At 64.4% G+C, this 26,553-nt stretch carries 21 protein-coding genes, 2 tRNA genes and 3 rRNA genes; 15 read left to right on the top strand and 11 right to left on the bottom strand.

Going from position 1 to position 26,553, the window contains the following annotated elements; genetic code table 11:
• The first annotated feature begins 14 nt into the window (after window positions 1-14).
• Window positions 15-434 carry a VOC family protein gene (locus LIW09_RS10390; protein ID WP_256645547.1) on the top strand — a complete coding sequence of 140 codons (420 nt, stop codon included), beginning with the start codon at window positions 15-17 and terminating at the stop codon, window positions 432-434.
• Between the two features lies 1 nt (window position 435).
• Complete coding sequence (locus LIW09_RS10385; protein WP_256645546.1) at window positions 436-1,668, top strand: acetylornithine transaminase; 1,233 nt, start codon at window positions 436-438, stop codon at window positions 1,666-1,668.
• A gap of 6 nt (window positions 1,669-1,674) precedes the next feature.
• On the opposite strand, the gene LIW09_RS10380 is transcribed toward LIW09_RS10385, so the two are convergent.
• Genes LIW09_RS10380 through hemL form a run of 3 tightly spaced genes read right to left on the bottom strand, consistent with a single transcriptional unit; the run spans window position 1,675 to window position 5,001 of the window.
• Window positions 1,675-2,802, bottom strand: coding sequence for a trans-sulfuration enzyme family protein (locus tag LIW09_RS10380; RefSeq protein WP_256645545.1), 1,128 nt, complete (start codon window positions 2,800-2,802; stop codon window positions 1,675-1,677).
• Window positions 2,803-2,809: 7 nt separating this feature from the next.
• Entirely contained in the window at window positions 2,810-3,703 is an 894-nt protein-coding gene (locus LIW09_RS10375; protein ID WP_256645544.1) for an ion transporter, read from the bottom strand.
• A gap of 8 nt (window positions 3,704-3,711) precedes the next feature.
• Window positions 3,712-5,001 carry a glutamate-1-semialdehyde 2,1-aminomutase gene (gene hemL / locus LIW09_RS10370; protein ID WP_425507883.1) on the bottom strand — a complete coding sequence of 430 codons (1,290 nt, stop codon included), beginning with the start codon at window positions 4,999-5,001 and terminating at the stop codon, window positions 3,712-3,714.
• A 104-nt stretch (window positions 5,002-5,105) separates the two neighbouring features.
• On the opposite strand from hemL, the gene LIW09_RS10365 reads away from it, so the two are divergent.
• Complete coding sequence (locus tag LIW09_RS10365; RefSeq protein WP_256645543.1) at window positions 5,106-5,297, top strand: rubredoxin; 192 nt, start codon at window positions 5,106-5,108, stop codon at window positions 5,295-5,297.
• Window positions 5,298-5,302: 5 nt separating this feature from the next.
• On the opposite strand, the gene LIW09_RS10360 is transcribed toward LIW09_RS10365, so the two are convergent.
• Complete coding sequence (locus LIW09_RS10360; protein ID WP_256645542.1) at window positions 5,303-5,749, bottom strand: DUF192 domain-containing protein; 447 nt, start codon at window positions 5,747-5,749, stop codon at window positions 5,303-5,305.
• A 443-nt stretch (window positions 5,750-6,192) separates the two neighbouring features.
• Here LIW09_RS10360 and LIW09_RS10355 point away from each other — a divergent pair.
• From LIW09_RS10355 to fghA, 8 genes are all read left to right on the top strand, one after another.
• Window positions 6,193-7,739 (top strand): 16S ribosomal RNA (locus tag LIW09_RS10355).
• A gap of 100 nt (window positions 7,740-7,839) precedes the next feature.
• Window positions 7,840-7,915 (top strand) — tRNA-Ala (locus LIW09_RS10350).
• A gap of 16 nt (window positions 7,916-7,931) precedes the next feature.
• Window positions 7,932-8,008, top strand: a tRNA-Ile gene (locus tag LIW09_RS10345).
• A gap of 214 nt (window positions 8,009-8,222) precedes the next feature.
• A 23S ribosomal RNA gene (locus tag LIW09_RS10340) occupies window positions 8,223-11,085 on the top strand.
• Between the two features lie 215 nt (window positions 11,086-11,300).
• A 5S ribosomal RNA gene (rrf, locus tag LIW09_RS10335) occupies window positions 11,301-11,414 on the top strand.
• The 16S, 23S and 5S rRNA genes sit together here with 2 tRNA genes alongside, the layout of an rRNA operon.
• 135 nt (window positions 11,415-11,549) lie before the next feature.
• Complete coding sequence (ppc, locus tag LIW09_RS10330) at window positions 11,550-14,264, top strand: phosphoenolpyruvate carboxylase (RefSeq protein WP_256645541.1); 2,715 nt, start codon at window positions 11,550-11,552, stop codon at window positions 14,262-14,264.
• Window positions 14,265-14,315: 51 nt separating this feature from the next.
• Window positions 14,316-15,425, top strand: a complete 1,110-nt coding sequence (locus LIW09_RS10325; protein WP_256645540.1) for an S-(hydroxymethyl)glutathione dehydrogenase/class III alcohol dehydrogenase — start codon at window positions 14,316-14,318, stop codon at window positions 15,423-15,425.
• Window positions 15,425-16,255, top strand: a complete 831-nt coding sequence (fghA, locus tag LIW09_RS10320) for an S-formylglutathione hydrolase (protein ID WP_256645539.1) — start codon at window positions 15,425-15,427, stop codon at window positions 16,253-16,255. Before LIW09_RS10325 ends, fghA begins: the two co-directional genes overlap by 1 nt.
• Window positions 16,256-16,258: 3 nt before the next feature.
• Here fghA and LIW09_RS10315 read toward each other — a convergent pair whose 3' ends face one another.
• The 3 genes from LIW09_RS10315 to LIW09_RS10305 form a co-directional block, all read right to left on the bottom strand.
• Window positions 16,259-16,873, bottom strand: a complete 615-nt coding sequence (locus LIW09_RS10315; protein WP_256645538.1) for a Dph6-related ATP pyrophosphatase — start codon at window positions 16,871-16,873, stop codon at window positions 16,259-16,261.
• A gap of 80 nt (window positions 16,874-16,953) precedes the next feature.
• On the bottom strand, window positions 16,954-17,298 hold the full coding sequence (locus tag LIW09_RS10310) for a hypothetical protein (protein WP_256645537.1): 345 nt from the start codon (window positions 17,296-17,298) through the stop codon (window positions 16,954-16,956).
• Window positions 17,299-17,344: 46 nt separating this feature from the next.
• Window positions 17,345-18,286: a DegV family protein gene (locus tag LIW09_RS10305; RefSeq protein ID WP_256645536.1), complete on the bottom strand. Its 942-nt coding sequence runs from the start codon at window positions 18,284-18,286 to the stop codon at window positions 17,345-17,347.
• Between the two features lie 135 nt (window positions 18,287-18,421).
• Between LIW09_RS10305 and LIW09_RS10300 the strand changes: the two genes are divergently transcribed.
• Both LIW09_RS10300 and LIW09_RS10295 read left to right on the top strand, forming a co-directional pair.
• A complete protein-coding gene (locus tag LIW09_RS10300; protein ID WP_256645535.1) occupies window positions 18,422-19,198 on the top strand; it encodes an AMP nucleosidase in 777 nt (258 codons plus the stop codon).
• Entirely contained in the window at window positions 19,195-19,728 is a 534-nt protein-coding gene (locus LIW09_RS10295) for a DUF924 family protein (protein ID WP_256645534.1), read from the top strand. Before LIW09_RS10300 ends, LIW09_RS10295 begins: the two co-directional genes overlap by 4 nt.
• A 19-nt stretch (window positions 19,729-19,747) precedes the next feature.
• On the opposite strand, the gene grxD is transcribed toward LIW09_RS10295, so the two are convergent.
• From grxD to LIW09_RS10280, 3 genes are all read right to left on the bottom strand, one after another.
• Entirely contained in the window at window positions 19,748-20,671 is a 924-nt protein-coding gene (gene grxD / locus LIW09_RS10290) for a Grx4 family monothiol glutaredoxin (protein WP_256645533.1), read from the bottom strand.
• 71 nt (window positions 20,672-20,742) lie between these two features.
• On the bottom strand, window positions 20,743-21,387 hold the full coding sequence (locus tag LIW09_RS10285; RefSeq protein WP_256645532.1) for an SGNH/GDSL hydrolase family protein: 645 nt from the start codon (window positions 21,385-21,387) through the stop codon (window positions 20,743-20,745).
• A gap of 120 nt (window positions 21,388-21,507) precedes the next feature.
• Window positions 21,508-22,767: a pyridoxal phosphate-dependent aminotransferase gene (locus LIW09_RS10280; RefSeq protein ID WP_256645531.1), complete on the bottom strand. Its 1,260-nt coding sequence runs from the start codon at window positions 22,765-22,767 to the stop codon at window positions 21,508-21,510.
• A 116-nt stretch (window positions 22,768-22,883) separates the two neighbouring features.
• On the opposite strand from LIW09_RS10280, the gene rsgA reads away from it, so the two are divergent.
• Complete coding sequence (rsgA, locus tag LIW09_RS10275) at window positions 22,884-23,984, top strand: ribosome small subunit-dependent GTPase A (protein WP_256645530.1); 1,101 nt, start codon at window positions 22,884-22,886, stop codon at window positions 23,982-23,984.
• Window positions 23,971-25,227: a flavohemoglobin expression-modulating QEGLA motif protein gene (locus tag LIW09_RS10270; RefSeq protein ID WP_256645529.1), complete on the top strand. Its 1,257-nt coding sequence runs from the start codon at window positions 23,971-23,973 to the stop codon at window positions 25,225-25,227. Before rsgA ends, LIW09_RS10270 begins: the two co-directional genes overlap by 14 nt.
• On the opposite strand, the gene LIW09_RS10265 is transcribed toward LIW09_RS10270, so the two are convergent.
• A complete protein-coding gene (locus LIW09_RS10265) occupies window positions 25,224-26,492 on the bottom strand; it encodes a hypothetical protein (protein ID WP_256645528.1) in 1,269 nt (422 codons plus the stop codon). The genes LIW09_RS10270 and LIW09_RS10265 overlap by 4 nt on opposite strands.
• Window positions 26,493-26,553: the final 61 nt, after the last annotated feature.

Genomic DNA, 26,553 nt, shown 5'->3' with positions numbered 1-26,553 from the left:
GATCGGATGATTCGATGAAATACCTGCACACCATGGTGCGCGTGCGCGATCTCGATGCCTCGCTGCGCTTCTACTGCGAGGGCCTGGGCCTGCGCGAAACCCGCCGCATGGAAAACGCAGCGGGACGCTTCACCTTGATCTTCCTCGCCGCCGCCGAAACCCCGGATGCGGAGATCGAGCTGACCTGGAACTGGGGCTCGGACGAGGATTACGGCAGCGCCCGCAACTTCGGCCATCTGGCATTTCGCGTCGCCGACATCTACGCCACCTGCCAGCGCTTGCTGGACATGGGTTACACCATCAACCGCCCGCCGCGCGACGGCCACATGGCCTTCGTGCGTTCGCCCGACCTGATTTCGGTGGAGCTGCTGCAGGAAGGCCACCTGCCGCCGCAGGAGCCGTGGGCGTCGATGCCGAACACGGGAGTCTGGTGAGATGGCCCGCGACGCGAGCGTGGAGGCACTGCTGGCACTGGGCCGCGACGTGCTGCTGCCGGTGTACCGGCAGCGCGAAATGATCCTCGAGCGCGGGCAGGGCGCGCGCGTCTGGGACAGCGAAGGCCGCGACTACGTGGATTTCGGCGCCGGCATTGCGGTCTGCAGCCTCGGCCACTGCAACCCGGAACTGACCGCCGCGCTCATCGAGCAAGCCGGCAAGCTCTGGCATACCAGCAACGTCTTTTTCAGCGAGCCGCCCCTGCGGCTCGCGCAGGAACTGGTAACCGCCTCGCGTTTCGCCGAGCGCGCCTTCCTCTGCAATTCCGGCGCCGAGGCGAATGAGGCGGCGATCAAGCTGGTGCGCAAATGGGCCAGCGTGCAGGGCCGCGCGCCTGACAGGCGCGTCATCGTCACCTGTCGCGGCAGCTTCCATGGACGCACGTTGGCCACCGTGACTGCCACCGCGCAGCCGACATACCAGGAAGGCTACGCGCCGTTGCCGGGGGGATTCCGTTACGTGGATTTCAACGACATCGCGCAACTGGAAGCGGCGATGGCGGGCGGTGACGTGGCGGCAGTGATGCTGGAGCCGGTGCAGGGCGAAGGCGGGGTCATGCCGGCGGAGTCCGGCTATCTGCGCGAAGTGCGCGCGCTGTGCGACAGGTTCGGGGCGCTGTTGGTGCTGGATGAAATCCAGTGCGGGATGGGGCGCAGCGGCGCGCTGTTCGCGCACTGGCAGGATGACGTCGTTCCCGACATCGTCACCCTTGCCAAGGCATTGGGTGGCGGGTTCCCGATCGGCGCGCTGCTGGCCGGCCCGAAGGTCGCGCAGGCGATGCAGTTCGGTGCCCATGGCACCACGTTCGGCGGCAATCCGCTGGCCGCGGCGGTGGCGCGCGCGGCGCTGCGCCGGCTGGCGTCGGATGAGATCGCCGCCAACGTGCGCAGGCAATCGCAGGCGATCCGCCATGGACTGGCTGCGATCAACGACGAGCTGGCCGTGTTCGACGAAGTGCGCGGCCGCGGCCTGATGCTGGGTGCGGTGCTCAAGCCTGCCTGTGCCGGGCGTGCCGGCGAGATCCTCGACCTTGCTGCAGCCCATGGCCTGCTGTTGCTGCAGGCTGGGCCGGACGTGCTGCGCTTCGTGCCGGCGCTCAACATCGGCGATGCCGACGTGGCGGAAGGGCTGGCGCGGCTGCGGAAGGCGCTGGAGGCGCTGCGCGCCGGCTGAAGCTTCTCAGGACAGCGCCTGGGCGAGGTCGGCGATCAGGTCGTCCGCATCTTCCAGCCCCACCGATACGCGCAGCAGGTTCTGCGGCGAGCGTGGGTTCGGCCCTTCCACCGAGGCGCGATGTTCAATCAGCGATTCGCAACCGCCCAGCGAAGTGGCGTTGGTGAAAACCCGCAGCCGGCCGGCCATCGCCAGCGCGGCGTCGCGCCCGCCCTGGAGCTCGATGCTCATCATCGCGCCGAAGTCGCGCATTTGCCGCGCCGCGATGGCGTGGCCCGGGTGCGTCGGCAGGCCCGGCCAATTCACTCGCTCGACGGCCGGGTGCGATGCCAGGAACCCGGCGACCTTGCGTGCGTTGCTGCAATGCATCGTCATGCGGGCGCCCAGCGAGCGGCAGCCGCGCAGCGTCAGCCACGCGCTGAACGGCGCCAGTACCGCGCCGGTGACGTGCAGGCGATGTGCAACCTTTCCCGCGAGTGCATCGTTGCGCGCGAACACCAGGGCGCCGCCGAGCACGTCACTGTGCCCGCCGAAGTACTTGGTCGTGGAGTGCATCACGATGTCGGCGCCCAGCGCCAACGGGCGCTGCAGCAGTGGCGTCGCGAACGTGTTGTCGACGACAACGACCGCGCCGGCAGCGTGGCCGATGGCGGACAGCTCGGCAATATCGCTGACCTGCATGCGTGGGTTGGACGGCGTTTCGATCCACAGCATCGCCGTCGGCCTGGCGCAGGCTGCGCGCACGGCAGCCACGTCGGTCATGTCCACGACGTCGGGCAGGATGCCGCGTTCCGGCAGGAACTCCAGGAACAGCATGCGCAGCCCGCTGTAGCAGTCATCCGGGAACAACACGCGTGCGCCCGCGGGCAGGGACTCCAGCAGCGCGCTCATCGCGGCCATGCCGGAGGCGAACGTCAGTGCGCACGCACCGCCTTCCAGCGACGTCAGCGCCTCCCGCAGGCGGTCATTGGTGGGATTGCCTTCACGCTGGTATTCGTAGCCGGCCAGGCGCTCGCCCGCCGGGCCGTGTCGAAAGGTGGTGGCCAGGTGGATCGGCGGCGCCACCGCTCCGGTGTCGGCATCGCATTCGTTGCCAACGTGGACAGCAACGGTGCCGGGGCGCAATTCGCTCATGCAGGCCTCATGGATGGGTGGGAAGCGCGCTGCCACATTTGCGGCAGAACCAGGCATCGTCATCATGCTCGCCCAGGCTGCATTGGGTGCAGCGCAATTTCAGCTTGCCCTGCGTGCGCATGCTGCGCGCGAGCTCTGCGCTGTAGATGCCGGTGGGCACGACGATGATGCTGTAACCGATGATGATCAGCGCCGACGTGAGGAAGCGCCCAAGCGGGGTTCCGGGCGAAATGTCGCCATAACCCACCGTGGCCATCGTCACCACGGCCCAGTACATGCCGGTGGGAATGCTGTCGAAACCGTGTTCCGCGCCCTCCACCGCATACATCAGCGCGCCGAAAATCACCGCGATGGTGAGCAAGGTGGTGACGAAGATCAGGATCTTGCGGCGGCTGCGAATCAACGCCAGAATCAGCAGGCCCGCTTCGTCGGAATACTTGACCAGCTTGAGGATGCGGAAGATGCGCAGCAGGCGCAGGATCCGCACCACGGTCAGCGACACCGTGCTGGGGAACAGCAGTGACAGGAACGTCGGCAGGATCGCAAGCAGGTCCACCACGCCAAGGAAGCTGACGACATAGCGGAACGGACGCCGAAGCACCCAGGCGCGCACCGCGTACTCCACCGCGAACAACAGGGTGAAGGTCCATTCGGCCACATACAGCGGCAGGTGCCAGCGCACCTTGATGCCCGGTTCGCTGTCCAGCAGCACCACCAGCACGCTGGCCAGGATGGCGACGATCAACGCCAGGTCGAAATTGCGCTCGCCGCGGCTCTCGTGGTGGAACAGCAGGCGAAACAGCCGGTGGCGCAGCCCGGTTTCGCTGGCTGGCCAATAGCGGCGATCGAAGAAACTGTCTTCGCCCTGCGGGTCTTCGGGGGTGCGTGGTCTGCTGTTCATGGCGGGCGTCAGACTGCGCGGAAGGCCTCGCGTGCGGCATCGAGGGTGGCGGCGATGACGGCATCCTCATGCGCGCTGGAGATGAAACCCGCTTCGAATGCGCTTGGCGCAAGATACACGCCACGTTCGCGCATGGCATGGAAAAAGCGGTTGAACGCGGCAGCGTCGCAAGCCATTGCCTGCGCAAAGGTGTCCACCTTTTCCGACGTGAAGAACAGGCCGAACATGCCGCCTACGCGCTGCGTGGTGAATGCCACGCCTGCATCGCGGGCAGCGGCCTCGAGGCCATCGCACAGCGCGTTCGTCCTGGCTTCCAGCGCTGCGTGGAAACCGGGTGCCTGGATCAGCCCCAGCATCGCCAGGCCGGCCGCCATGGCCACCGGGTTGCCGCTGAGCGTGCCGGCCTGGTAGATCGGGCCGGCTGGCGAGATTTGCTGCATCAATTCCCGACGGCCGCCGTAGGCGCCTACCGGCATGCCGCCGCCGATCACCTTGCCGAAGGTGGAGAGATCCGGCGTCACGCCGTAGCGCGCCTGCGCGCCGCCCAGGGCAACGCGGAAACCCGTCATCACTTCATCGAAAATCAGCAGGGTGCCGTGTTGCGTGCACAACGCGCGCAGGTGCTGCAGGTAGCCTTCGCGCGGCGGCAGGCAGTTGGCGTTGCCGACCACCGGTTCGATGATGAGCGCGGCGATGTCGCTGCCGCACTCGTCGAACAGCTTCGTCGCCGCCTCGAAATCGTTGTAGGGCAGGGTCAGGGTCAGGTCGGCCAGTGCCTTCGGCACGCCCGGCGAGGTCGGCACCCCGAAGGTCAGTGCGCCGCTGCCGGCCTTGACCAGGAACGAGTCGCCGTGGCCGTGGTAGCAGCCCTCGAACTTGACGATGCGGCTGCGCCCGGTTGCACCGCGCGCGAGCCGGATCGCCGACAGCGTGGCCTCGGTGCCGGAATTGACCATGCGCACCATCTCGCAGCTCGGGACTAGCCGCGTGATGGTCTCCGCCATCGTCACTTCCAGCGGATTTGGCGCGCCGAACGACAACCCGTTGCGCGCGGTATCGATCACCGCATCCAGCACCTTCGGATGGTTGTGGCCGACGATCATCGGCCCCCACGAGCCGACATAGTCGATGTAGCGGTTGCCGTCGGCATCGAACAGATAGGGGCCATCCGCGCGCTGCACGAAGAACGGTTCGCCGCCCACCGACTTGAAGGCGCGCACCGGCGAATTGACGCCGCCGGGCATCAACGTGAGGGCGCGGGTGAAGAGGTCGTGGGAGCGTTCGGTCGGGATGGGCATGTCGTGGATTCAGGGCGAAGGGGGCTGGGTCAACGCCGCAGCGCGGCTTCCCCGCGTTGGCAGGGGGTGGAATAATCGCTGCGACACTGCCGATTATCGCTCCGATGCCGACCTTCGCCTCCAATCCTCGATCCCGAACCTGGATCTGCGTGGTCTGCGGCTACATCTATGACGAAGCGAAGGGGATGCCCGAGGACGGCATCGCGCCAGGGACGCGTTGGGAAGACGTCCCGGAGACGTGGACCTGCCCGGACTGTGGCGTCGGCAAGGACGACTTCGAACTCGTCGACGCCTGACCGGCCTATTTCGCCGCCGGTATACCGGGGCCGAAGGTCAACTCCGCGCCGTCCTGCAGCTTCAGTTTCTCCGCTTGCCCGGCGTTGAGTTCCAGCACGTAGCGCGCAGGCGCGTTGCTGGGATAGGGCGGGCATGCGTCCCCCAGCGAACATGGCGGCACGTCGCGCTGCTGCGTCACCAGCTTGCGGTCGTTGTCGAAGTACAGGATGTCCAGCGGAATCCTGGTGTTCTTCATCCAGTACGCCTGCGGCTCCTGCACATCGTGGATGAACAACATGCCGTGGTCGCCGGGCATCGACTCGCGGAACATCAGGCCGCGCGCACGCTCGGCGTCATCCTTGGCAAGCTCCACCACATAGTGGCGGCCGCCAAGCTCGACCCAGGGCTGGCTGGCGCCGGCACAGCCGGACAGTGCGCAGGCAAGCAGCGAGAGATAGGCGTAGCGGCGCATGTCGGTCACTCCATGAAGTCGAAGCGCGCACCTTGCGCGTCTAACCTGCAATCCGTCAACACGTCAAGACTATGCAAACGCGAATGCATGGGAGAAGATGCGCGCCCTTGCTGCTGACGACCTCTGGTTGTCGCCAGCGGGAAGCGAAAAAAAGTTCACATTCGGGTGTTGACAGGTAGTAAAACCCCGGTATGATGGGCGGCTCACTCAGGTGCTTCGGCACGGGGTGGAAGGGCAAGGCGCTGAGGCCGAGTCCGCTGATCTTTGACAGTGTGCGCAGGTGACTTGTGCGGGCGTCTGGTGGTGGCAGTTGTCCATCAGTAGACGTTCGAACAGAACCTCAATTCTTATAAGTATTCGTACGCAAGTACAACGTACAGCGAGTATTGAGTCTGGTCGGGCTCTACAAATCGAAGCATTAGAGGATTCGTCCTCGAAAACTTTAAGTGAAGAGTTTGATCCTGGCTCAGAGTGAACGCTGGCGGCAGGCCTAATACATGCAAGTCGAACGGCAGCACAGCTTAAGCTTGCTTAAGTGGGTGGCGAGTGGCGGACGGGTGAGGAATACATGGGAATCTGCCCAGTCGTGGGGGATAACGTATGGAAACGTACGCTAATACCGCATGCGCCCTTCGGGGGAAAGCCGGGGACCTTCGGGCCTGGCGCGATTGGATGAGCCCATGTCGGATTAGCTAGTTGGGGGGGTAAAGGCCCACCAAGGCGACGATCCGTAGCTGGTCTGAGAGGATGATCAGCCACACTGGAACTGAGACACGGTCCAGACTCCTACGGGAGGCAGCAGTAGGGAATATTGGACAATGGGCGCAAGCCTGATCCAGCCATGCCGCGTGAGTGAAGAAGGCCCTCGGGTTGTAAAGCTCTTTTGTCCGGGAAGAAAAGCTCCAGGTTAATACCTTGGGGTTCTGACGGTACCGGAAGAATAAGCACCGGCTAACTTCGTGCCAGCAGCCGCGGTAATACGAAGGGTGCAAGCGTTACTCGGAATTACTGGGCGTAAAGCGTGCGTAGGTGGTTCGTTAAGTCTGATGTGAAAGCCCTGGGCTCAACCTGGGAATGGCACTGGATACTGGCGGACTAGAGTGCGGTAGAGGGTAGTGGAATTCCCGGTGTAGCAGTGAAATGCGTAGAGATCGGGAGGAACATCCGTGGCGAAGGCGACTACCTGGACCAGCACTGACACTGAGGCACGAAAGCGTGGGGAGCAAACAGGATTAGATACCCTGGTAGTCCACGCCCTAAACGATGCGAACTGGATGTTGGGCTCAATTTGGAGCTCAGTATCGAAGCTAACGCGTTAAGTTCGCCGCCTGGGGAGTACGGTCGCAAGACTGAAACTCAAAGGAATTGACGGGGGCCCGCACAAGCGGTGGAGTATGTGGTTTAATTCGATGCAACGCGAAGAACCTTACCTGGCCTTGACATGCACGGAATCCTTTAGAGATAGAGGAGTGCCTTCGGGAACCGTGACACAGGTGCTGCATGGCTGTCGTCAGCTCGTGTCGTGAGATGTTGGGTTAAGTCCCGCAACGAGCGCAACCCTTGTCCTTAGTTGCCAGCACGTAATGGTGGGAACTCTAAGGAGACCGCCGGTGACAAACCGGAGGAAGGTGGGGATGACGTCAAGTCATCATGGCCCTTACGGCCAGGGCTACACACGTACTACAATGGTGGGGACAGAGGGCTGCAATGCCGCGAGGCGGAGCCAATCCCAGAAACCCCATCTCAGTCCGGATCGGAGTCTGCAACTCGACTCCGTGAAGTCGGAATCGCTAGTAATCGCAGATCAGCATTGCTGCGGTGAATACGTTCCCGGGCCTTGTACACACCGCCCGTCACACCATGGGAGTTTGTTGCACCAGAAGCAGGTAGCTTAACCTTCGGGGGGGCGCTTGCCACGGTGTGGCCGATGACTGGGGTGAAGTCGTAACAAGGTAGCCGTATCGGAAGGTGCGGCTGGATCACCTCCTTTTGAGACATGGCAACGCATTGCCAGACGTCCGCACAAGTGACCTGCATTCAGAGAACGCGATCCCGCAGGGGGTTGCGTGTCCCCTCGCTTTAGATAGCACGGGGCCTTAGCTCAGCTGGGAGAGCACCTGCTTTGCAAGCAGGGGGTCGTCGGTTCGATCCCGACAGGCTCCACCATCTGGCACGACACATTGGGTCTGTAGCTCAGGTGGTTAGAGCGCGCCCCTGATAAGGGCGAGGCCGGTGGTTCGAGTCCTCCCAGACCCACCACTCTGAATGATCTGCGCACACACACATTTGAAATGCCTTGGCACTGTGGCCGGGGCATGTTCTTTGAAAATCGGGATGTAGCGAGCGTTTGAGACAAATGTCTGCAACGTGTCGTAGAGGCTAAGGCGGGCAGCGCGAGCTGCCTTATTGAAGTAGTGATAAGTCGTACCATTCGCTGGTATGCGTATCGCTCCGAGGCAACTTGGGGTGATATGGTCAAGCGAATAAGCGCACACGGTGGATGCCTTGGCGGTCAGAGGCGATGAAGGACGTGACAGCCTGCGAAAAGCGTCGGGGAGCTGGCAATAAGCTTTGATCCGGCGATGTCCGAATGGGGAAACCCACCCTTAGGGGTATTGCATGGTGAATACATAGCCATGCAAGGCGAACGCGGTGAACTGAAATATCTAAGTAACCGTAGGAAAAGAAATCAACCGAGATTCCGCAAGTAGCGACGAGCGAACGCGGACTAGCCCAAAAGTCGATCTTGCTTTAGCAAAACACTCTGGAAAGGGTGGCCATAGCGGGTGACAGCCCCGTATGCGAAAGGGCCTGGTCGATGAAATTGAGTAGGGCGGGGCACGTGAAACCCTGTCTGAACATGGGGGGACCATCCTCCAAGGCTAAATACTCCTGACCGACCGATAGTGAACCAGTACCGTGAGGGAAAGGCGAAAAGAACCCTGGTGAAGGGAGTGAAATAGATCCTGAAACCGTGTGCGTACAAGCAGTCGGAGCCCGCAAGGGTGACGGCGTACCTTTTGTATAATGGGTCAGCGACTTACTGTTCGTGGCGAGCTTAACCGTATAGGGGAGGCGAAGGGAAACCGAGTCTGATAAGGGCGCATAGTCGCGGGCAGTAGACCCGAAACCGGGTGATCTAGTCATGCCCAGGGTGAAGGTACCGTAACAGGTACTGGAGGCCCGAACCCACGCCCGTTGCAAAGGTCGGGGATGAGGTGTGATTAGGAGTGAAAAGCTAATCGAACCCGGAGATAGCTGGTTCTCCTCGAAAGCTATTTAGGTAGCGCCTCATATGTATCCTCTCGGGGGTAGAGCACTGTTATGGCTAGGGGGTCATCGCGACTTACCAAACCATTGCAAACTCCGAATACCGAGACGGACTGTATGGGAGACACACGGCGGGTGCTAACGTCCGTCGTGAAAAGGGAAACAACCCAGACCCACAGCTAAGGTCCCAAATTACTGCTAAGTGGAAAACGATGTGGAAAGGCACAGACAGCCAGGAGGTTGGCTTAGAAGCAGCCACCCTTTAAAGAAAGCGTAATAGCTCACTGGTCGAGTCGGTCTGCGCGGAAGATTTAACGGGGCTAAGCAGTAAACCGAAGCTTGGGGTGTGCATCTTTTGATGTACGCGGTAGAGGAGCGTTCCGTAAGCCGTTGAAGGTGGATTGAGAAGTCTGCTGGAGGTATCGGAAGTGCGAATGCTGACATGAGTAACGATAATGCGGGTGAAAAGCCCGCACGCCGAAAGCCCAAGGTTTCCTTGCGCAACGTTAATCGACGCAGGGTGAGTCGGCCCCTAAGGCGAGGCAGAAATGCGTAGTCGATGGGAAGCTGGTTAATATTCCAGCACCTCGTGCATATGCGATGGAGGGACGGAGAAGGTTAGGTGAGCCGGGCGTTGGTTGTCCCGGTGAGAGGACTGAGGTGGTGCCCTTAGGCAAATCCGGGGGTGCAACATTGAGGTCAAGGACGAGTTCATTAGAATTAAGTCACCGATATCACGCTTCCAGGAAAATCTTCTAAGCTTCAGTATGCACAGACCGTACCGTAAACCGACACAGGTGGGCAGGATGAGAATTCTCAGGCGCTTGAGAGAACTCGGGTGAAGGAACTAGGCAAAATAGCACCGTAACTTCGGGAGAAGGTGCGCCTCTCATGGTGAATAGCTGAGGGAGGCCGAAGTAACCAGGCCGCTGCGACTGTTTATCAAAAACACAGCACTCTGCAAACACGAAAGTGGACGTATAGGGTGTGACGCCTGCCCGGTGCCGGAAGGTTAATTGATGGGGTCAGCCGCAAGGCGAAGCTCTTGATCGAAGCCCCGGTAAACGGCGGCCGTAACTATAACGGTCCTAAGGTAGCGAAATTCCTTGTCGGGTAAGTTCCGACCTGCACGAATGGCGTAACGACAGCGGCGCTGTCTCCACCCGAGACTCAGTGAAATTGAAATCGCTGTGAAGATGCAGCGTTCCCGCGGCAAGACGGAAAGACCCCGTGAACCTTTACTATAGCTTTACACTGAACGTTGAGTTCGTCTGTGTAGGATAGGTGGGAGGCTGTGAAACCATGACGCTAGTTGTGGTGGAGCCAACCTTGAAATACCACCCTGTCGTGCTTGACGTTCTAACCTGGGCCCGTAATCCGGGTCGGGGACCGTGTATGGTGGGTAGTTTGACTGGGGCGGTCTCCTCCCAAAGTGTAACGGAGGAGCTCGAAGGTACGCTCAGCGCGGTCGGACATCGCGCACTGTGTGCAAAGGCATAAGCGTGCTTGACTGCAAGATCGACGGATCAAGCAGGTAGGAAACTAGGACTTAGTGATCCGGTGGTTCTGTATGGAAGGGCCATCGCTCAACGGATAAAAGGTACTCCGGGGATAACAGGCTGATACCGCCCAAGAGTTCATATCGACGGCGGTGTTTGGCACCTCGATGTCGGCTCATCACATCCTGGGGCTGTAGTCGGTCCCAAGGGTATGGCTGTTCGCCATTTAAAGTGGTACGCGAGCTGGGTTCAGAACGTCGTGAGACAGTTCGGTCCCTATCTGTCGTGGGCGTTGGAGATTTGAGAGGGGCTGCTCCTAGTACGAGAGGACCGGAGTGGACGAACCTCTGGTGTTCCGGTTGTCACGCCAGTGGCACTGCCGGGTAGCTATGTTCGGAAGCGATAACCGCTGAAAGCATCTAAGCGGGAAGCGCGCCTCAAGATGAGATCTCCCGGGGCACAAGCCCCCTGAAGGAACCATCAAGACCAGGTGGTTGATAGGCAGGGTGTGTAAGCGCAGTAATGCGTTGAGCTTACCTGTACTAATGATCCGTGTGGCTTGACCATATCACCTCAAGTTTCTTCCACTCGCCAGTGCGTGCGAGTCGTTTGAAACCCTTGGCCTCGACGAAGCGTTGATGGCATTTGCAACAACCGTTCGCTACATCCCAACTTATTGCTGCAACGAACAGCCAAATGCCGTTCGTTGATCGCAACCCAATGAGAGCGTGTGCGCGATTGCACGGGCAGCTGCCCCGCAAACCGCGACCCTCCACCCTCTCCCTGGTGATCACAGCGCTGTGGTACCACCCGATCCCATCCCGAACTCGGAAGTGAAACACAGCTGCGCCGATGGTAGTGTGGCCTCGCCATGCAAGAGTAGGTCATCGCCAGGGTCTTTCTTCAAGCAAACCCCGCCTCTTCGAGGCGGGGTTTTGTCTGTGCGCGAGACTGGGGCGGGGGCGGTACTGGGGGAATGGTCGCGGATGCAACGGTTGCTGCGACGCAGCATGACGGGTTAGCCTGCACCCATGACATCTTCAAACACACCGCTGCGCGAGCAGCTTGAATTCGCCGGGACGGACGTCCTGCTGCGCGATGACGTGCGGCGGCTTGGGTCCATGGTGGGCCAGATGCTGGCCGAGCAGGCGTCAGGCGATGTGCTTGACCAAGTGGAAACGTTGCGCCGCGCTGCCATTGCCCGCCGGGAGCAAGGGGTGCCAGTGGATGGATTGGCGCAAACCCTGCGGCAGGTGCCACCTGGCCAAGTGGACGTATTGATACGCGCGTTCGCCACTTATTTCAGCGCCACCAACGTGGCTGAACGCGTGCATCGCATCCGCCGCCGTCGTGATTATCAGCGCCTTTCCGATGCGCCACAGCCCGGCGGATTGGAAGCTGTTCTGCGGGCTTTGCGTGCAGATGGCGTCACGTTGGCTGAGCTTGAGCGGCAATTACGGAGCATGCGGGTGGAGCCAGTGTTTACCGCCCATCCCACCGAAGCGGTGCGCCGAGCGCTGCTTCTGAAGGAAAAAACCATCGTCGAGCGATTGATCGCGGATCTGGATCGCACCCGCACGCCGCCCGAGCGCAGGGCTGATGCTGCGCGCATCCTGCAGTCGTTGACGACCGCGTGGCAAACCAATGACGCGCCCCTGCTGCGGCCCAGCGTGGCCGACGAAGTCGAGCACATCGGCTTCTACCTCGGCAGCGTGTTGTATCGGGTGTTGCCGGTATTCTACGAGGCGCTGGCCGATGCCGCAGAGGCGGTATATGGCGAGCGCATCCAGCTGCAGCCCGTGCTGCGCTTTGGCACCTGGGTCGGCGGTGACATGGACGGCAATCCCAACGTGGGATCCGACAGCGTGCGTAATGCGCTTCTCACCCAGCGGGCGCAGGCCATGGCCTGTTATCTGGCGGATCTGCGCGTCCTGGGCGATATCCTGACCCAGAGCCGCGGGCGTGCCGAGGTTGATGAGTCGATCGAATTGCGCGCTGCCGCGCATCGCGCAGCCTTGCCCAAGGGGGCAGTCCGCTCGCGGCCGAGATTGGCAGACATGCCGTATCGGCAGCTGCTGTGGGCGATGCGTGCGCGCCTGCAGGCCACCGGCAATGACGCTGCGGGTGGCTATCCGAATGCAGGCGCCTTCATCGACGACCTCGAATTGATGGATGCCAGCCTGGCCCGGCATCGCGGCGAGCATGCGGGGCGCTTCGCACTGCGGCGCATCCTGTGGCGCGCGCGCACGTTCGGCTTCCACATGGCAGCGCTGGACTTGCGCCAGGATTCGGCCGTTCACGAGCAGGCATTGGCGGCGCTTGAAGCGGATGCCGGCTGGGCAGCCAGCCCACTTGCTGCGCGCATTGATCGCCTGCATGCGCTGATCGGCGGTGAGCCGCCGGCTGCCGCCGAGGCCGAGCGGGCGGCATCGACGCTTGCAGTGTTCCGCACGGTTCGGGGGCTGCGTGAAAAACTCGGGGAGCATGCGTTTGGCCCCTACATCATCAGCATGGCCCGCAATGCAGCGGATACCCTGGCGGTGCTGGCACTTGCGCGTATCGCGGGCTGCGTCAGCCAGGGCGAGGTCCCGCTGGACGTGGCGCCGCTGTTCGAGACGGTTGCGGACCTGGAGGCAGCGCCCGGCGTGATGCGTGCACTGTTTGCCGATCCAATCTATCGACGTCACCTGCGGGCGCGTGGCAATCGCCAGATCGTGATGCTGGGCTACAGCGACAGCGCCAAGGATGGCGGCGTGCTGGCCTCGCGCTGGGCACTGCAACGGGCACAGGTGGAATTGCTGGACGTTGCGCACGAAGCCGGGGTGCAGATCGTGTTCTTCCATGGTCGCGGAGGGTCGGTAAGCCGCGGTGGCGGCAAGACCGAGCGGGCAATCATGGCGGCGCCGCGCGGTTCGGTGGCCGGCTGCATGCGCATGACCGAGCAGGGTGAAGTGATCCATCGCCGCTATGGCATTCGCGCGCTGGCCCTGCGCAATCTTGAACAAACCACCGGCGCGGTACTGCGCGCCAGCCTGCGGCCACGCCCGCAAGACACGCGCGAGCAGGCGTGGCGCGCGGTCGCCACTGAACTGGCCCATCTATCGCGCACGCACTACCGTGCATTGGTTCACGACCGCGATGATTTTCCGGAGTATTTCCGCGCCGCGACCCCGATTGACGTGATCGAGCGCCTGCACATCAGCTCGCGCCCGTCGCGCAGGCGCGAAGGCGGGATCGCCAATCTGCGCGCAATCCCGTGGGTGTTCTCGTGGTCGCAGAACCGTTCGGGCCTGACCGGCTGGTACGGACTGGGCACTGCGCTCCAGCACGGCATCGACCGTCATGGGCTGGACGCGATGATCGAAATGACCCGCGACTGGCCGTTCTTCGCCGCGATGATCGACGATGTGGAAATGCTGTTGGCGAAGTCCGACATCGACATTTTCAAATGCTATTCGCAGCTGGCCGGCGCTGCCCACGCCGCGTTCTTTCCGCAGATCGCGGAAGAATTCGCGCGTACCCGCCAGGCCATCCTTGCACTCAAGTGCCGGAATGAATTGCTGGCAGATGACTACCGCCTGCGGCTGTCGATCCGTTTGCGCAATCCGTACGTGGATCCGCTCAGCTTGCTGCAGGTGGACTTGCTGCGGCGCTGGCGCGAGGGTGGCTGCGCGGACGACGCCCTGCTGCGCAGCCTGGTTTCCACCGTGAATGGCATCTCGGCGGGGATCCAGAACACCGGGTGATCAGGCAACACCGACTAAGATGCGGGCTTGGCCATCATTCGGAGCTTGCCCATGAAATCCCGCGCCGCCGTTGCCTTTGCCGCAGGCCAGCCGCTGCAGATCGTCGAGATCGACGTCGCTCCGCCCAACGCGGGGGAAGTGTTGGTGAAAATCAGCCATACCGGCGTTTGCCATACCGACGCATTCACCCTGTCGGGTGATGACCCGGAAGGCCTGTTTCCCTGTGTGCTTGGCCATGAGGGGGCCGGCGTGGTGGTGGAGGTGGGCGAGGGCGTGACCAGCGTCAAGCCGGGCGACCACGTGATTCCGCTGTACACCGCGGAGTGTGGTGAGTGCCTGTTCTGCAAATCCGGCAAGACCAACCTGTGTACCGCCGTGCGCGCCACCCAGGGCAAGGGCGTGATGCCCGATGGAACCACGCGTTTTTCGTACAACGGCCAGCCGCTGTATCACTACATGGGTTGCTCCACCTTTTCCGAATACACCGTGGTGGCGGAAGTCTCGCTGGCCAAGGTCAATCCGGATGCCAACCCGGAACATGTGTGCCTGCTTGGCTGCGGCGTCACCACGGGGCTGGGCGCCGTGAAGAACACCGCCAAGGTGGCGGAAGGCGATAGCGTTGCCGTCTTTGGCCTGGGCGGGATCGGCCTTGCGGTAATCCAGGGCGCACGCCGCGCGAAGGCGGGTCGCATCATCGCCATCGACACCAATCCGACCAAATTCCCGATGGCGCGGCAGTTCGGCGCGACCGACTGCGTGAACCCGAAGGACCACGACAAGCCGATCCAGCAGGTGATCGTCGAGATGACCGGCTGGGGCGTGGACCACAGCTTCGAGTGCATCGGCAACGTCCACGTGATGCGCGCCGCGCTGGAATGTGCGCATCGCGGCTGGGGGCAGTCGGTGATCATCGGCGTGGCCGGTGCCGGGCAGGAAATTTCCACGCGCCCGTTCCAGTTGGTGACCGGGCGCAAGTGGTTGGGTTCGGCATTTGGCGGGGTCAAGGGCCGCAGTGAGTTGCCGGGGATGGTGGAAGACGCGATGACCGGCGCCATTGAACTTGCGCCGTTCGTCACCCACACGATGGGGCTGGACAACATCAATGACGCGTTCGATTTGATGCACGAAGGCAAGTCGATCCGCAGCGTGGTGCACTACTGATGGAGCGCATCGAGCATCACGCCAGCTTCGGCGGCTGGCAGGACGTGTACCGGCATGAGTCGAAGACGCTGGGCTGCGCGATGAGGTTCGCCATCTATCTGCCGCCGCAGGCCGAACACGGCCCGTGCCCGGTGCTGTATTGGCTGTCGGGGCTGACGTGCACCGAGCAGAACTTCATCGGCAAGGCCGGCGCACAGCGGCATGCGGCCGAACACGGCATCATCCTGGTGGCGCCCGATACCAGCCCGCGCGGTGACGCGGTGGCCGACGCCGACGGCCATGATCTTGGCAAGGGCGCGGGCTTTTACGTCAACGCCACGCAGGCGCCGTGGGCTGCGCATTACCGCATGCATGACTACGTGGTGGACGAGTTGCCGGCGTTGATCGAGGCGCATTTCCCGGTCACGCGGGCGCGCGCGATCAGCGGGCATTCGATGGGCGGGCATGGCGCATTGGTCATCGCGCTGCGCAACCCCGCGCGCTACCGGAGCGTGTCCGCGTTTGCGCCGATCGTGGCGCCAACCCAGGTGCCGTGGGGGCAGAAAGCCTTCGCCGCGTACCTGGGCGATGACCGTGAGGCATGGAAGGCGTATGACGCCGTGGCGCTGGTCGCCAATGCGTCAGAGCGCTTGCCGTTGCTGATCGATCAAGGTGGCGCCGATGAATTCCTGGAGACGCAGTTGCAACCACGGCGACTGCAGGCCGCCTGCGAGGCAGCCGGGCATCCGCTGATGCTGCGCATGCGGCCCGGCTACGATCACAGCTACTACTTCATTGCGAGCTTCATTGGCGAGCACATCGTCCATCATGCGGTGGCGCTGCGCGCCTGAGCCTCAGGCGAGGGTGAAGTCGGTGTAGGCAAAACGATCGTCGCGCAGCTGGGTTGCGCCTCGGGTCACCTTGAGGGGGCGGGAAAACATCGGGCCCGCCGACACGCAGGTGTGGAATTCGCCGTTCTCGCCGCAGGGATCGATGGTGGCGGGCAATTCCTCCAACAACGCGATATCGAAATCGCGGCCGGCGAAGCGCGCGTGCAGTTGCGAGGTGTCCACGCAGCAGAGTTGGGCGCGCAGGCCGCCGGCAAGCATCGTGCGCGCGAGTCTGGCAGTGTCGGCGCCGAACAGCGGGAACAGCGGCGTCCAGCCAAGCGAGGCGCACAGGGATTCGCGCCACTGGCGGACGTCGGCAAGCAGCAGATCGCCGTACGCGAGGTGGGCAAGCCCGGGCCAGCGCTGCTGAGCACGGGCCACGCCGTCGCTGAAACTGGCGACATAGCTGGCGTTGTCGGCGGCTTGCGGGATCCAGGCTTCGATCAGCGGCAGGCCCGCCGCCCGCGCCTGTGCGTGCAGCAGGTCGCGGCGAATGCCCTGCATCGACACCCGTTCAAAGCCTTCGGTCAGGGTGGTGAGCAACCCCACGACCTCGACCTCGCCCCGCTGGCGCAGCATGTGCAGCGCCCATGCCGCGTCCTTGCCGCCACTCCATGACAGCAATGCAGGCGTGATTGCGGGGCCGACGGCGGCGGGACTCAGGCCGACGTGACGTCGCGCAGCTGCCAATGGCTGCCTGCCAGCAGCGCCATCCGCTGGCGAAGCAGCGCCGACGGCAGGCGGGTGACGACTTCCAGGTCCACGTGCAGGTCGTGTTGCGTGCCGGTGACCTGCGCCTGCGGATCGGTGGCGCCCAGCGATGGATCCACGTCATCCGGATCCTCCTGCTGCCCGCGCCAGCGCTCGAACAGCGAGGGCTCGCGCAGCGCGACCTGGAGTTCCTCGGCGAACCCCTCGGCACCTTGCGAGCGGAAACTGCAGGCAGGCTCGCTGCCGCGCGCGTCGGCAGGGTTGGGCAGGCGGATGTAATAGCGGGTCGTCATGAATGCTCCTTAATTCCCGGCCTTGCGGGCCAGTGCCGTCCATTGGTTAATCGAAACCGCCCGTCTCGCTGGCGAAGGCGAGCACCAGCGCACCCTTGCCCACGTTCACCAACCCCGACAAGCCCATGAAGCTTTCGTACACGTCGATCTTGTGCTCGGCACAGGTGTCTCGCAGGCGTTGATATCCCGGCATCTTGCGCATGTCTTCCAGGTCGCCGCCAAAGCTGAGCGCCAGCGAAGGCGACAGCAGGCCGCCACGCACGCGCTGGATGCCGACGTCGAACATTTTCTCGCAGGCATTGGCAAAGCCCTTGATCTTGGCCACCGGCCCGGTTTCGCCCTGGTTGCAGTGCAGGATCGGCTTGATGTCGAGCGCGGTGCCCAACGCGGCGCTGAGGAAGCTGACGCTCTTGTCGCCGCGCTTCTTGATGCGGTTGCGCAGGTAATGCAGGTCGGGCGGCACCATGTAGCCATGGGTGTGGCTGGCAAGGCTCTCCAGCCGCGCGCGGATCTTCGGCGGGGTTTCGCCGGCGGCGCGCAGGCGCGCGGCCTCGATCACCGGGATGGCGACGCCCGCAAACACGTTCTGGCTGTCGATCACCCGCAGCATGAACGGCGTGTTGTTGCCGGATGCGGCGCGGATCGGCTTGTAATCGTTGAGGATCGAGTAGCTGGCCTGCACCGCGTTGTCGTAGATGCCGCTGCGGGTGCGGGTGGTGGTGATGCAGAATACGTAGTCGTAGTCGTGCACCAGCTTGCCCAGGAACAGGTCATGCACCTGTTGCACGGTATAGGGCGTGGTTTCCGCTTCGAATGCGCGGGCAGCGGTTTCGCCGCTGAGGAAGTTCATGGTGGCCTGCTCGTTGCGCACATCGGCCAGGACCGCCTGCCCGATCTGCACCGTCACCGGCAGGATGGTGATTTGCTCGCGTTCGATGAAGTCGCCCGGCAGGTCGCAGGCCGAGTCCGCGATGATTCCGATGCGCATGCTGCTTCTCCCCCTGTCCATACACTGCCGAACGTACCGCAAGTCAGGGCCGACTGCACGTGCCATCGGCACGGCGCCGGCGGGCGGGCCAGCCGGCCGCGCGGATTAGAATCGTGCAAACGCCGAGGAGCTGATGTGAAAAGCAAACAGGACATCGTCAACAACTGGCTGCCGCGCTATACCGGCGTGCCGCTGGATGGCTTCGGCCAGCACATCCTGCTGACGAATTTCAGCGGTTATCTGGCGCATTTTTCGGAGATGACCGGCGCGCCGATCGTCGGCATCGACCGGCCCATGCCCAGCGCCACGGCCGATGGCATCACGTTGATCAACTTCGGCATGGGCAGCCCGAACGCGGCCACGGTGATGGACCTGCTGTCGGCCGTTTGCCCGAAGGCGGTGTTGTTCCTGGGCAAGTGCGGCGGCCTGAAGCGGAAGAACCAGCTGGGCGACCTGGTGCTGCCGATCGCCGCGATTCGCGGCGAGGGCACCAGCGACGATTACCTGCCTGCGCAGGTGCCCGCCTTGCCGGCATTCGCCATGCAGCGCGTGATCTCCACCACCATCCGCGACCACGAGCTGGATTACTGGACCGGCACCGTGTTCACCACCAACCGCAGGGTGTGGGAGCATGATGATGCGTTCAAGGAGCGGTTGCGGGCCATGCGCTGCATGGCCATCGACATGGAAACCGCCACCGTGTTCGCCGCCGGCTTCGCCAACCGCATTCCCTGCGGGGCGCTGCTGCTGGTGTCCGACCAGCCCATGATCCCGGAAGGCGTGAAGACCGAGGCCAGTGACGCCAGAGTGTCTTCCGAATTCGTGCGCAACCACCTGATGGTCGGGATCGAGGCGTTGCGCCTGATTCGCCGCAACGGCAAGTCGGTGCGTCACTTGAGGTTCGATGAATGAGCGCCGCGCCGGACATCATCGCGTTCTGGCGCGCCGCCGGCCCCGGCAAATGGTTCAACGGCGGCAAGGCGTTCGATGACGCATGCCGGGAGCGCTTTGGCGCAGCCCACATGGCCGCCGCGCGCGGCGAGCTTGCGGCTTGGATGGAGAGCGCCGATGGCGCGCTGGCGCTGCTGCTGTTGCTGGACCAGATTCCGCGCAATATTTTTCGCGGCAGCGGGCATGCGTTCGCAACCGATGGGCTTGCCCTGCATTACGCCCAGCGGGCGCTTGCCGCAGGCCTGGACGCGCAGGTGGACAGCCAGCTGCGCGCCTTCGTCTATCTTCCGTTCGAGCATTGCGAAGCGATGGCGATGCAGGATCGCAGCGTCGAGCTGATGGCGACGCTGGGTGACAGCCTGCTGGGCTATGCCCATGCGCACCGCAACGTGATCAAGCGCTTCGGCCGCTTCCCGCATCGCAACGCCGCGCTGGGCCGGATCAACACGCCCGACGAGCAGGCGTGGCTGGATGCGGGCGGCGGGTTCTGACGCCGCCCGCAAGCGAGCCTCAGTAGCGCGCCACCGCAGGGTCGAGGTCGGCCCATGCGGCGATGCCGCCGGCCACGTTGTACAGCTCGGCAAAGCCCAGTGCGCGGAAGTGTTCGGCGGCCTGTTGGCTGCGCGCGCCCGATTGGCACAGGAACGCCAGCGCGGTGTCTTTCGGCAATGCCTCCAGTTCCTGCACGCCATCGTCGAAGCTGCGGTAGGCCACGGGCGCTTCCGCCAGCGCACGTTCTTCCGCCGGGCGCACGTCGATCAGGGTCAGGGTGCCGTCCTGCACGCGCTCGCGCACCTGCGCCGGGGTCAGCGCGCGGACTTTGGCCGGCGCATTGGGATTGTCGATCACCAGGCCTTTGCCGCGCGTGTCGTCGGCCCAATCGATGGTCATGCCGCGCGCACGCTGCGCGCTGACCAGGTCGAACTGGGCGCGAATGCCCGCCGCTTCGGTGGCGATGGCGGCGTCGTCGCGCGGCGCCAGCTGGAGGCGGGCGTTGAAACCCTTGTCCACTTCGATTTGCAGCGCGTAGCCGTCGCCGGCATTGGCCAGCGCCTGCTTCAGCATCTCTGCCGCCGACGGGGTGATGGTGATCTGCGGAGGCGTGCGATCCGGCGCAGGCTGGCCCAGTGCGGCATGCAGCTCACCGCTGGCGGCCATCTGGGTCACGATGTCGCAACCGCCGACCAGTTCACCGTTGATGTAGAGCTGCGGGATGGTGGGCCAGTCGCCGTAGAGTTTGATGCCTTCGCGAATGTCCGGGTCGGCCAACACGTTGACGTGGGCATAGCTCGCGCCGGTGGAATCCATCGCGGCGGCGGTTTTCGCCGAGAAGCCGCACTGCGGCGCATCCGGCGTGCCTTTCAGGAACAGCACCACGGGATTGGCGGCAAGCAGGGTTTCGATGCGGGAACGCAGGGCGGGATCGAGGGACATGGTGCAGCTTCCGGACACGGTGGGGAAACCGCGATTCTACGCGGTTGGGTGGTGCTGCCCGCTGACCGGGATCAAGCGATCCCGGTGAGCAGTGCAGCGGCCACCGGCAAGGCTGCCTCTGTCCAGCGCGAGTACATGGCGGCCGAGGGATGCAGGCCGTCGTCCGCCAGCATCGCCGTCGCGGCCTCGCCGTCGCCCGCTTCGGTGCGGGAAATCCCGGAGATGTCCACGAAGGCCGCGCCGGCCTTGGCGCAGAGCTCGCGTGCGGCGGCGTTGTAATCGTCCAGTTCGCGGGCAATGGCCTGGCAGTCGCGCCCGCTGGCGAAGGCAAACGGGGTCACCCCCCAGTCGGGGATCGACAGCACCAGCACGCCGCCCGCGCGGCCACTGGCCAGTGCGATCGCACGGCGCAGCAGGCGATGGAATTCGTCGGCATAGTCGTCCACGCTGCGCCCGCGGTACTGGTTGTTGACCCCGATCAGCAGCGAGACGAAGTCCCATTCGCCCAGCGGCTCGGCCGCGTCCATCGCCGCAGCCAGCTCGTCGGTGGTCCAGCCGGTCTTGGCAAGGATGCGCGGATCGGCGATGGCGATCCCCGCGTCGCGCAGCCGCGCGGCCAGTTGCATCGGCCAGCGGCCCGCCGCCTCGACGCCTTCGCCGATGGTGTAGGAGTCGCCGAGTGCGAGGTAGGAAAGGCTGTCAGGGACAATGTCCATGCCGGTTGCTCGTCATTCGCTTATCGCTCGTCATTCCCGCGAAGGCGGGAATCCAGCCTGAGGCTTTTCTCGCGAAGATCAAAAGCTGGATTCCCGCCTTCGCGGGAATGACGGCTCTCGTCAGGCCACCGCGCTCTGCCGCTGCGCGCGTTCCGCACGCCGGGTCAGCACGCGGTCGATGCGGGTGAACACTTCGCGCAACATCGGAGCTTCCGGCAGCAGGGTGACCCGGAAATGGTCGCGATAGGGCACGTTGAAGCTGGTGCCCGGCACGATCAGCACGTCTTCCTGTTCCAGCATTTCCAGCGCAAACGCGTGATCGTCGAAGCCTTTCGCGGCGGCGCCGACGATGCGCGGGAAGCCGTACAGCGCGGCGGCCGGCGGCACCAGCGACAGGTGGTCGCTGGCGTTGCACGACTCGATCAGCGCGCGGCGGGTTTCGTACAGGCGCCCACCCGGCTGGCACAGCGGGGTGATGGTGTCGGTGCCGTGCAGCGCCTGTTCGATGGCAAACTGGCCCGGCACGTTGGAACACAGGCGCAGCGCGCCCAGCAGGTCCAGCGCGTGGTGGTAGTCGGCGCAGGCCAACGGGTCACCCGACAACACCGCCCAGCCGACCCGCCAGCCGCAGGCACGGTGCACCTTCGACAATCCGCCAAAGCTCATGCAGGGCAGGTCGCCGGCCAGCGGCGCAACCGGCTGGAACACCGCATCGTCGTACAGGATGCCGTCGTAGATCTCGTCCACCAGCAGCAACAGCCGGTAGCGACGGGCGATCTCCACCACCCGCTCCAGCAACTCGCGCGGATAGTTGGCGCCGGTCGGATTGTTGGGATTGATCAGCACGATGGCGCGGGTGCGCGACGACACCAGCGATTCGATCTGCTCGGGATCGGGCAGGAAGCCGTTGTCGCGGTCGCATTTGTAATAGACCGGGCGGCCGTCGTTGAGGATGGTCGCGGCGCTCCACAGCGGATAATCCGGCGAGGGCACCAGTACTTCTTCGCCCGGGTTGAGCAGGGCGCGCAGCGAAATATCGATCAGTTCGCTGACGCCGTTGCCGATGAATACGCGTTCCGGCGCGGCGTTCGGGGTGCCGCGCAGCCTGTGGAAGGCGGCGATGGCCTCGCGTGCTTCCGGCAGGCCCTGCTGATGCGTGTAGGGATCGGTGCGGGCGATACCGCCGGCGATGGCGTCCTGCAGGTGTTCGGGCGCGCGGAACCCGAACGCGCCCGGATTGCCGATGTTGAGCTTGATCAGGGTGCGTCCCTGGGCCTCCAGCTCGCGCGCGCGTCGCGCCAGTTCCCCGCGGATCTCGTAGCGGACTTCGGTCAGGCGGGTGCGGGTGACGATCTTGTTGCGCGGATTGAACGATGACATCGCGGAAAATGAGGGATGGGGGCATCAAAGCCTAGCGGAAACGGGCGCCGCGCGCCGCTTTCCCCCAGCCCGCCGGCACGCCGCTAGAATCGCGCCATGACGGCCTCCCCACACGCATGACCCCGCTGCAGTCCATCGGCTGGCGCTGGACGCCTGCCACCTTGCGGCCAGACTGGGCGGCGCTCATGGCCACCCACCCTGCCGCACGTCCGGCGCGGATCAGCGAGCAGCATCGCAGCGGCTATCTGGTGGCCGAATCGGTGGACGCCGCGTGTCGTGCCGAATCGCTGCCGGAATGGCAGCGCGCCGGCAATTACCGCAAGGGCGGCACCACGCCGGAGGGGCGGCCTGCGGTGGGGGACTGGGTGCTGGTCGAGGGCGAAGCGCCGAATGCCTTGCGCATCGTCGCGCTGTTGCCGCGCTTTTCCGCGATCAAGCGCGGGGCCGCCGGCGAACATTACAAACAGCAGGTGATCGGCGCCAATATCGATACCGTGTTCGTGGTCTGCGGGCTGGATGCCGACTTCAATCCGCGCCGGATCGAGCGTTATCTGTTGCTGGTGGGCGGCAGCGGTGTGCAGCCGGTGGTCGTGTTGACCAAGTCCGACCGCGAAGGCGCCGATGCGGCGTCGGCGGCAGAGGCGTTGCGCGCACTGGGGGTGCCGGTGTTGGCGGTCAACGCCAGGGATCGCGGCAGCGTTGCCGGCCTTGCGCCGTGGCTGGGCGAAGGTCATAGCGTGGTCCTGGTGGGCAGCTCCGGTGCCGGCAAATCGACCCTCACCAACACCCTGCTGGGGACCGACAGGATGAAGACCGGCGCGGTTCGCGAGACCGATGACCGCGGGCGCCACACCACCACGCACCGGGCGCTGATCGCGTTGCCGTCCGGCGCCTGCCTGATCGACACGCCCGGCATGCGCGAGCTCAAGCCGACCGGCGAGGAAGACGTGGCCGAGAGCTTCACCGACATTGAAACGCTGGCCGTGCAGTGCCGATTCCGCAACTGCCAGCATGCGCGCGAGCCTGGCTGCGCGGTGCGGGCGGCGGTCGAGGCCGGCGAGATCGACGGGTCGCGCGTGGCGAATTTCCTCAAGCTGAGCGCCGAGGTGGCCGGGGCAGCCAATCGGTTGGCCACGCGGTTGGCGCAGAAGTCGCAGGCGCGTGCGCCGGGCAAGCCCACGCAGCGGCAAGCGGACGACCAGCATGGCGACGACTGACGCCATCGCCCATCACGCTGCGCTGGACGCGCGGATGGCCAAAGCGGCCAAGGCGATCCGCCTGCTCAGCCTGGTCAGCTGGCCGGCGAGCGAGCAGCAACAGTTCCTGGCGGATCTGGCGCGCGGCAATCCCCGCCTGCCGGCCTATCACTATCCCAGGCATGATTTTTCCGATGCGCGTCGGGAACTGTCCTTGATCGCGGCAGCTGCCGACCCGTCGCATCCACTGGGCGTGTACCTGATCGAATCGGCGCAAAGCTGGGTGCTGGCCGCCGAATTGCTGGAGCAGCTGGGCACGACGCAGGTCACCGATCTGTCGATCGCCCTGTTCGGCACCCCCGACCATGTGCTGCCGGGCGGCGCGACCACCCGCCAGGCCGCCAATCACTTCCTGCTGGTGGCCGATGAGCTGGACCAGGAACTGTTGGCGCCGTCGGAGCAGGTGGAGATTTCCGCCACCGCGTTGGCGCTGCAGCTGCAGGCGGCGCTGGATGACTTCTTCGATGCTCGGATGATCGAAGTGGAGCTTGACCCGAACCTGATTGCCAAAGCGGCGGCAGGCTCGCGCAAGATCCGCCTGCGCGCGGGCGCGGCGTTTTCCGATTACGACATGCAGCAGCTGTTGCAGCACGAGGCCTTCGTGCATTCGTTGACCGCACTCAACGGTCAACAGCAGCTGGTGTTGCCCAGCATGGCGCTGTCCTCGCCGCGCACCACCGCGACCCAGGAAGGGCTGGCGGTGTTTGCCGAGCAGATTACCGGCAGCATTGATATCGAACGCATGAAGCGGGTCAGCCTGCGCATCGAAGCGGTGGCGATGGCGCTGGAAGGCGCGGACTTCCTGCAGGTGTTTCACTATTTCATGATGGCGGGGCAAAGCGAGGTGGAAAGCTTCACCTCAGCGCAGCGCGTGTTCCGCGGCGTGCCGACCACCGGCGGTTCGGCATTCACCAAGGACACGGTCTATCTGCGTGGCCTGATTGGCGTGCATACGTTTTTCCGTTGGGCGTTGAAGCACCGCAAGCTGCGCCTGTGCCGGCTGCTGTTCGCCGGCAAGATGACCCTGGCCGACGTGCAGAATTTCGCGCCGCTGTTCGACGATGGCACCCTGCTGGAGCCGCGCTGGTTGCCCGATTGGGTGCGTCGCGCCAACGGACTGGCCGGCGTGCTGGCGTTTTCGTTGTTTGCCAACCGCATCCGGCTGGAGCAGATCGTGGATGCGACGTCGGTCGCCGATCTTTAGGGCAACGGCTGCAGGCGCCCGTCAGCCAGGATCAGGTGGGTTGCGCGGTCACCCGGGCCGGCCATGCGCACGCGGTCGCCGATGGCCACGCCGTCGTAGCGCGGAATGTCGTGGGTCAGGCGCCGGAAAATCCAGTCCTTGGCGGCAGGCGACAGCTGCAAAATCAGCGGGCCTGCGTGCGTGCGAACCGCACGGGCCAGTGCCGGCGAGAACACGGCCTGGATGCGGCCAACCTGCTGCATCCGCCACATCACGACGCCGCCGTGCAGCGCCGTCAGCAGGGCGAAAGCGGCGATGGTCATGCGTCCCCGGCGCGACGCCAGCGGCCATGCGGCGACCACGGTCATCGCGCCGAGCGCGGCGAAGCCATAGGCATAGTGATTGAAGCCGCCGGCCAGCGGCAGCACCGGCAGCAATGCCACGACACCGCCCAGCAGCCAGAGCGCAACGAGTCGCCTTGACGCCTGCCAAAGCGCCGCCAGCAGCCCCAGCCACAGCAGCCCGGCGACCAGCGCGGGGCCGACTCGCTGCAGCGTATTGAAGCTTTCCAGCAGCGGCACGATGGGGGGGAACAACTGGTATTCCAGCCAGCGCAGCGGCAGATGCCACGGGCTGAGTGCGTATTGCCCGCCCTCACGCGGGGCATGCAGCAGCACGCCGGCGCGCAGCGCGAGAGACAGCGCCGCAACGGCGCCGGCCCCCAGCATTGCCGCCAGCCAGCGCGGCCTGCGGGCATCGAACCACCATGCCACCGCCAGCAGCGGGGGGATCGCGAATGCGGCTTCCTTGCCAAGCAGGGCCAGCGCGGTGAGCGCCGCCGCAATGACGCCGGCAAGCCACGGGCGGCGGCATTGCTGAACCAGCAACGCGAGCAGCAGCGCGCAGGACAGCCAGAGCAGGTCGGCGATGCAGCCTGCCCAGCCATGCACATAGGCGGCATAGGGGGTCAGCACGAATGCCAGTGCGCCCAGTGCCGCCGGTTTGGCGGCGAGGCCGAAGCCGCGCGCCGTGGCAAGCAATAGCGTCGCATTGAGTGCGCCCCACGCCACCAGGACCGCGTGGAACAGCATGGGCGTGGCGAACAGGGCGCGCGACAGCACCATCCACAGGCTGAACGTGAGCGGTCGGTATTGGAACGCGCCAACGTCGCCCCACGGCGATGCCACGCCAGCATCGGCGAATGCCGCCCATTGCAGTTCGTCGTGGCTGAAATAGCCCGGATTCAGCGCCAGTGGCAGCTGCACCAGCAGCGCTGCGGAAAACACCGCGGCTGCCGCCAGCCATGGCGGATTCCGGGCGGTATCTGGCAGGGATGGGGGCGATGGA

It is taken from the genome of Thermomonas paludicola, assembly GCF_024498955.1.
Lineage (GTDB): Bacteria > Pseudomonadota > Gammaproteobacteria > Xanthomonadales > Xanthomonadaceae > Thermomonas > Thermomonas paludicola.
Note: the sequence above shows the minus strand (reverse complement) of the source record. Positions and strands in the feature narration are given on the sequence as shown.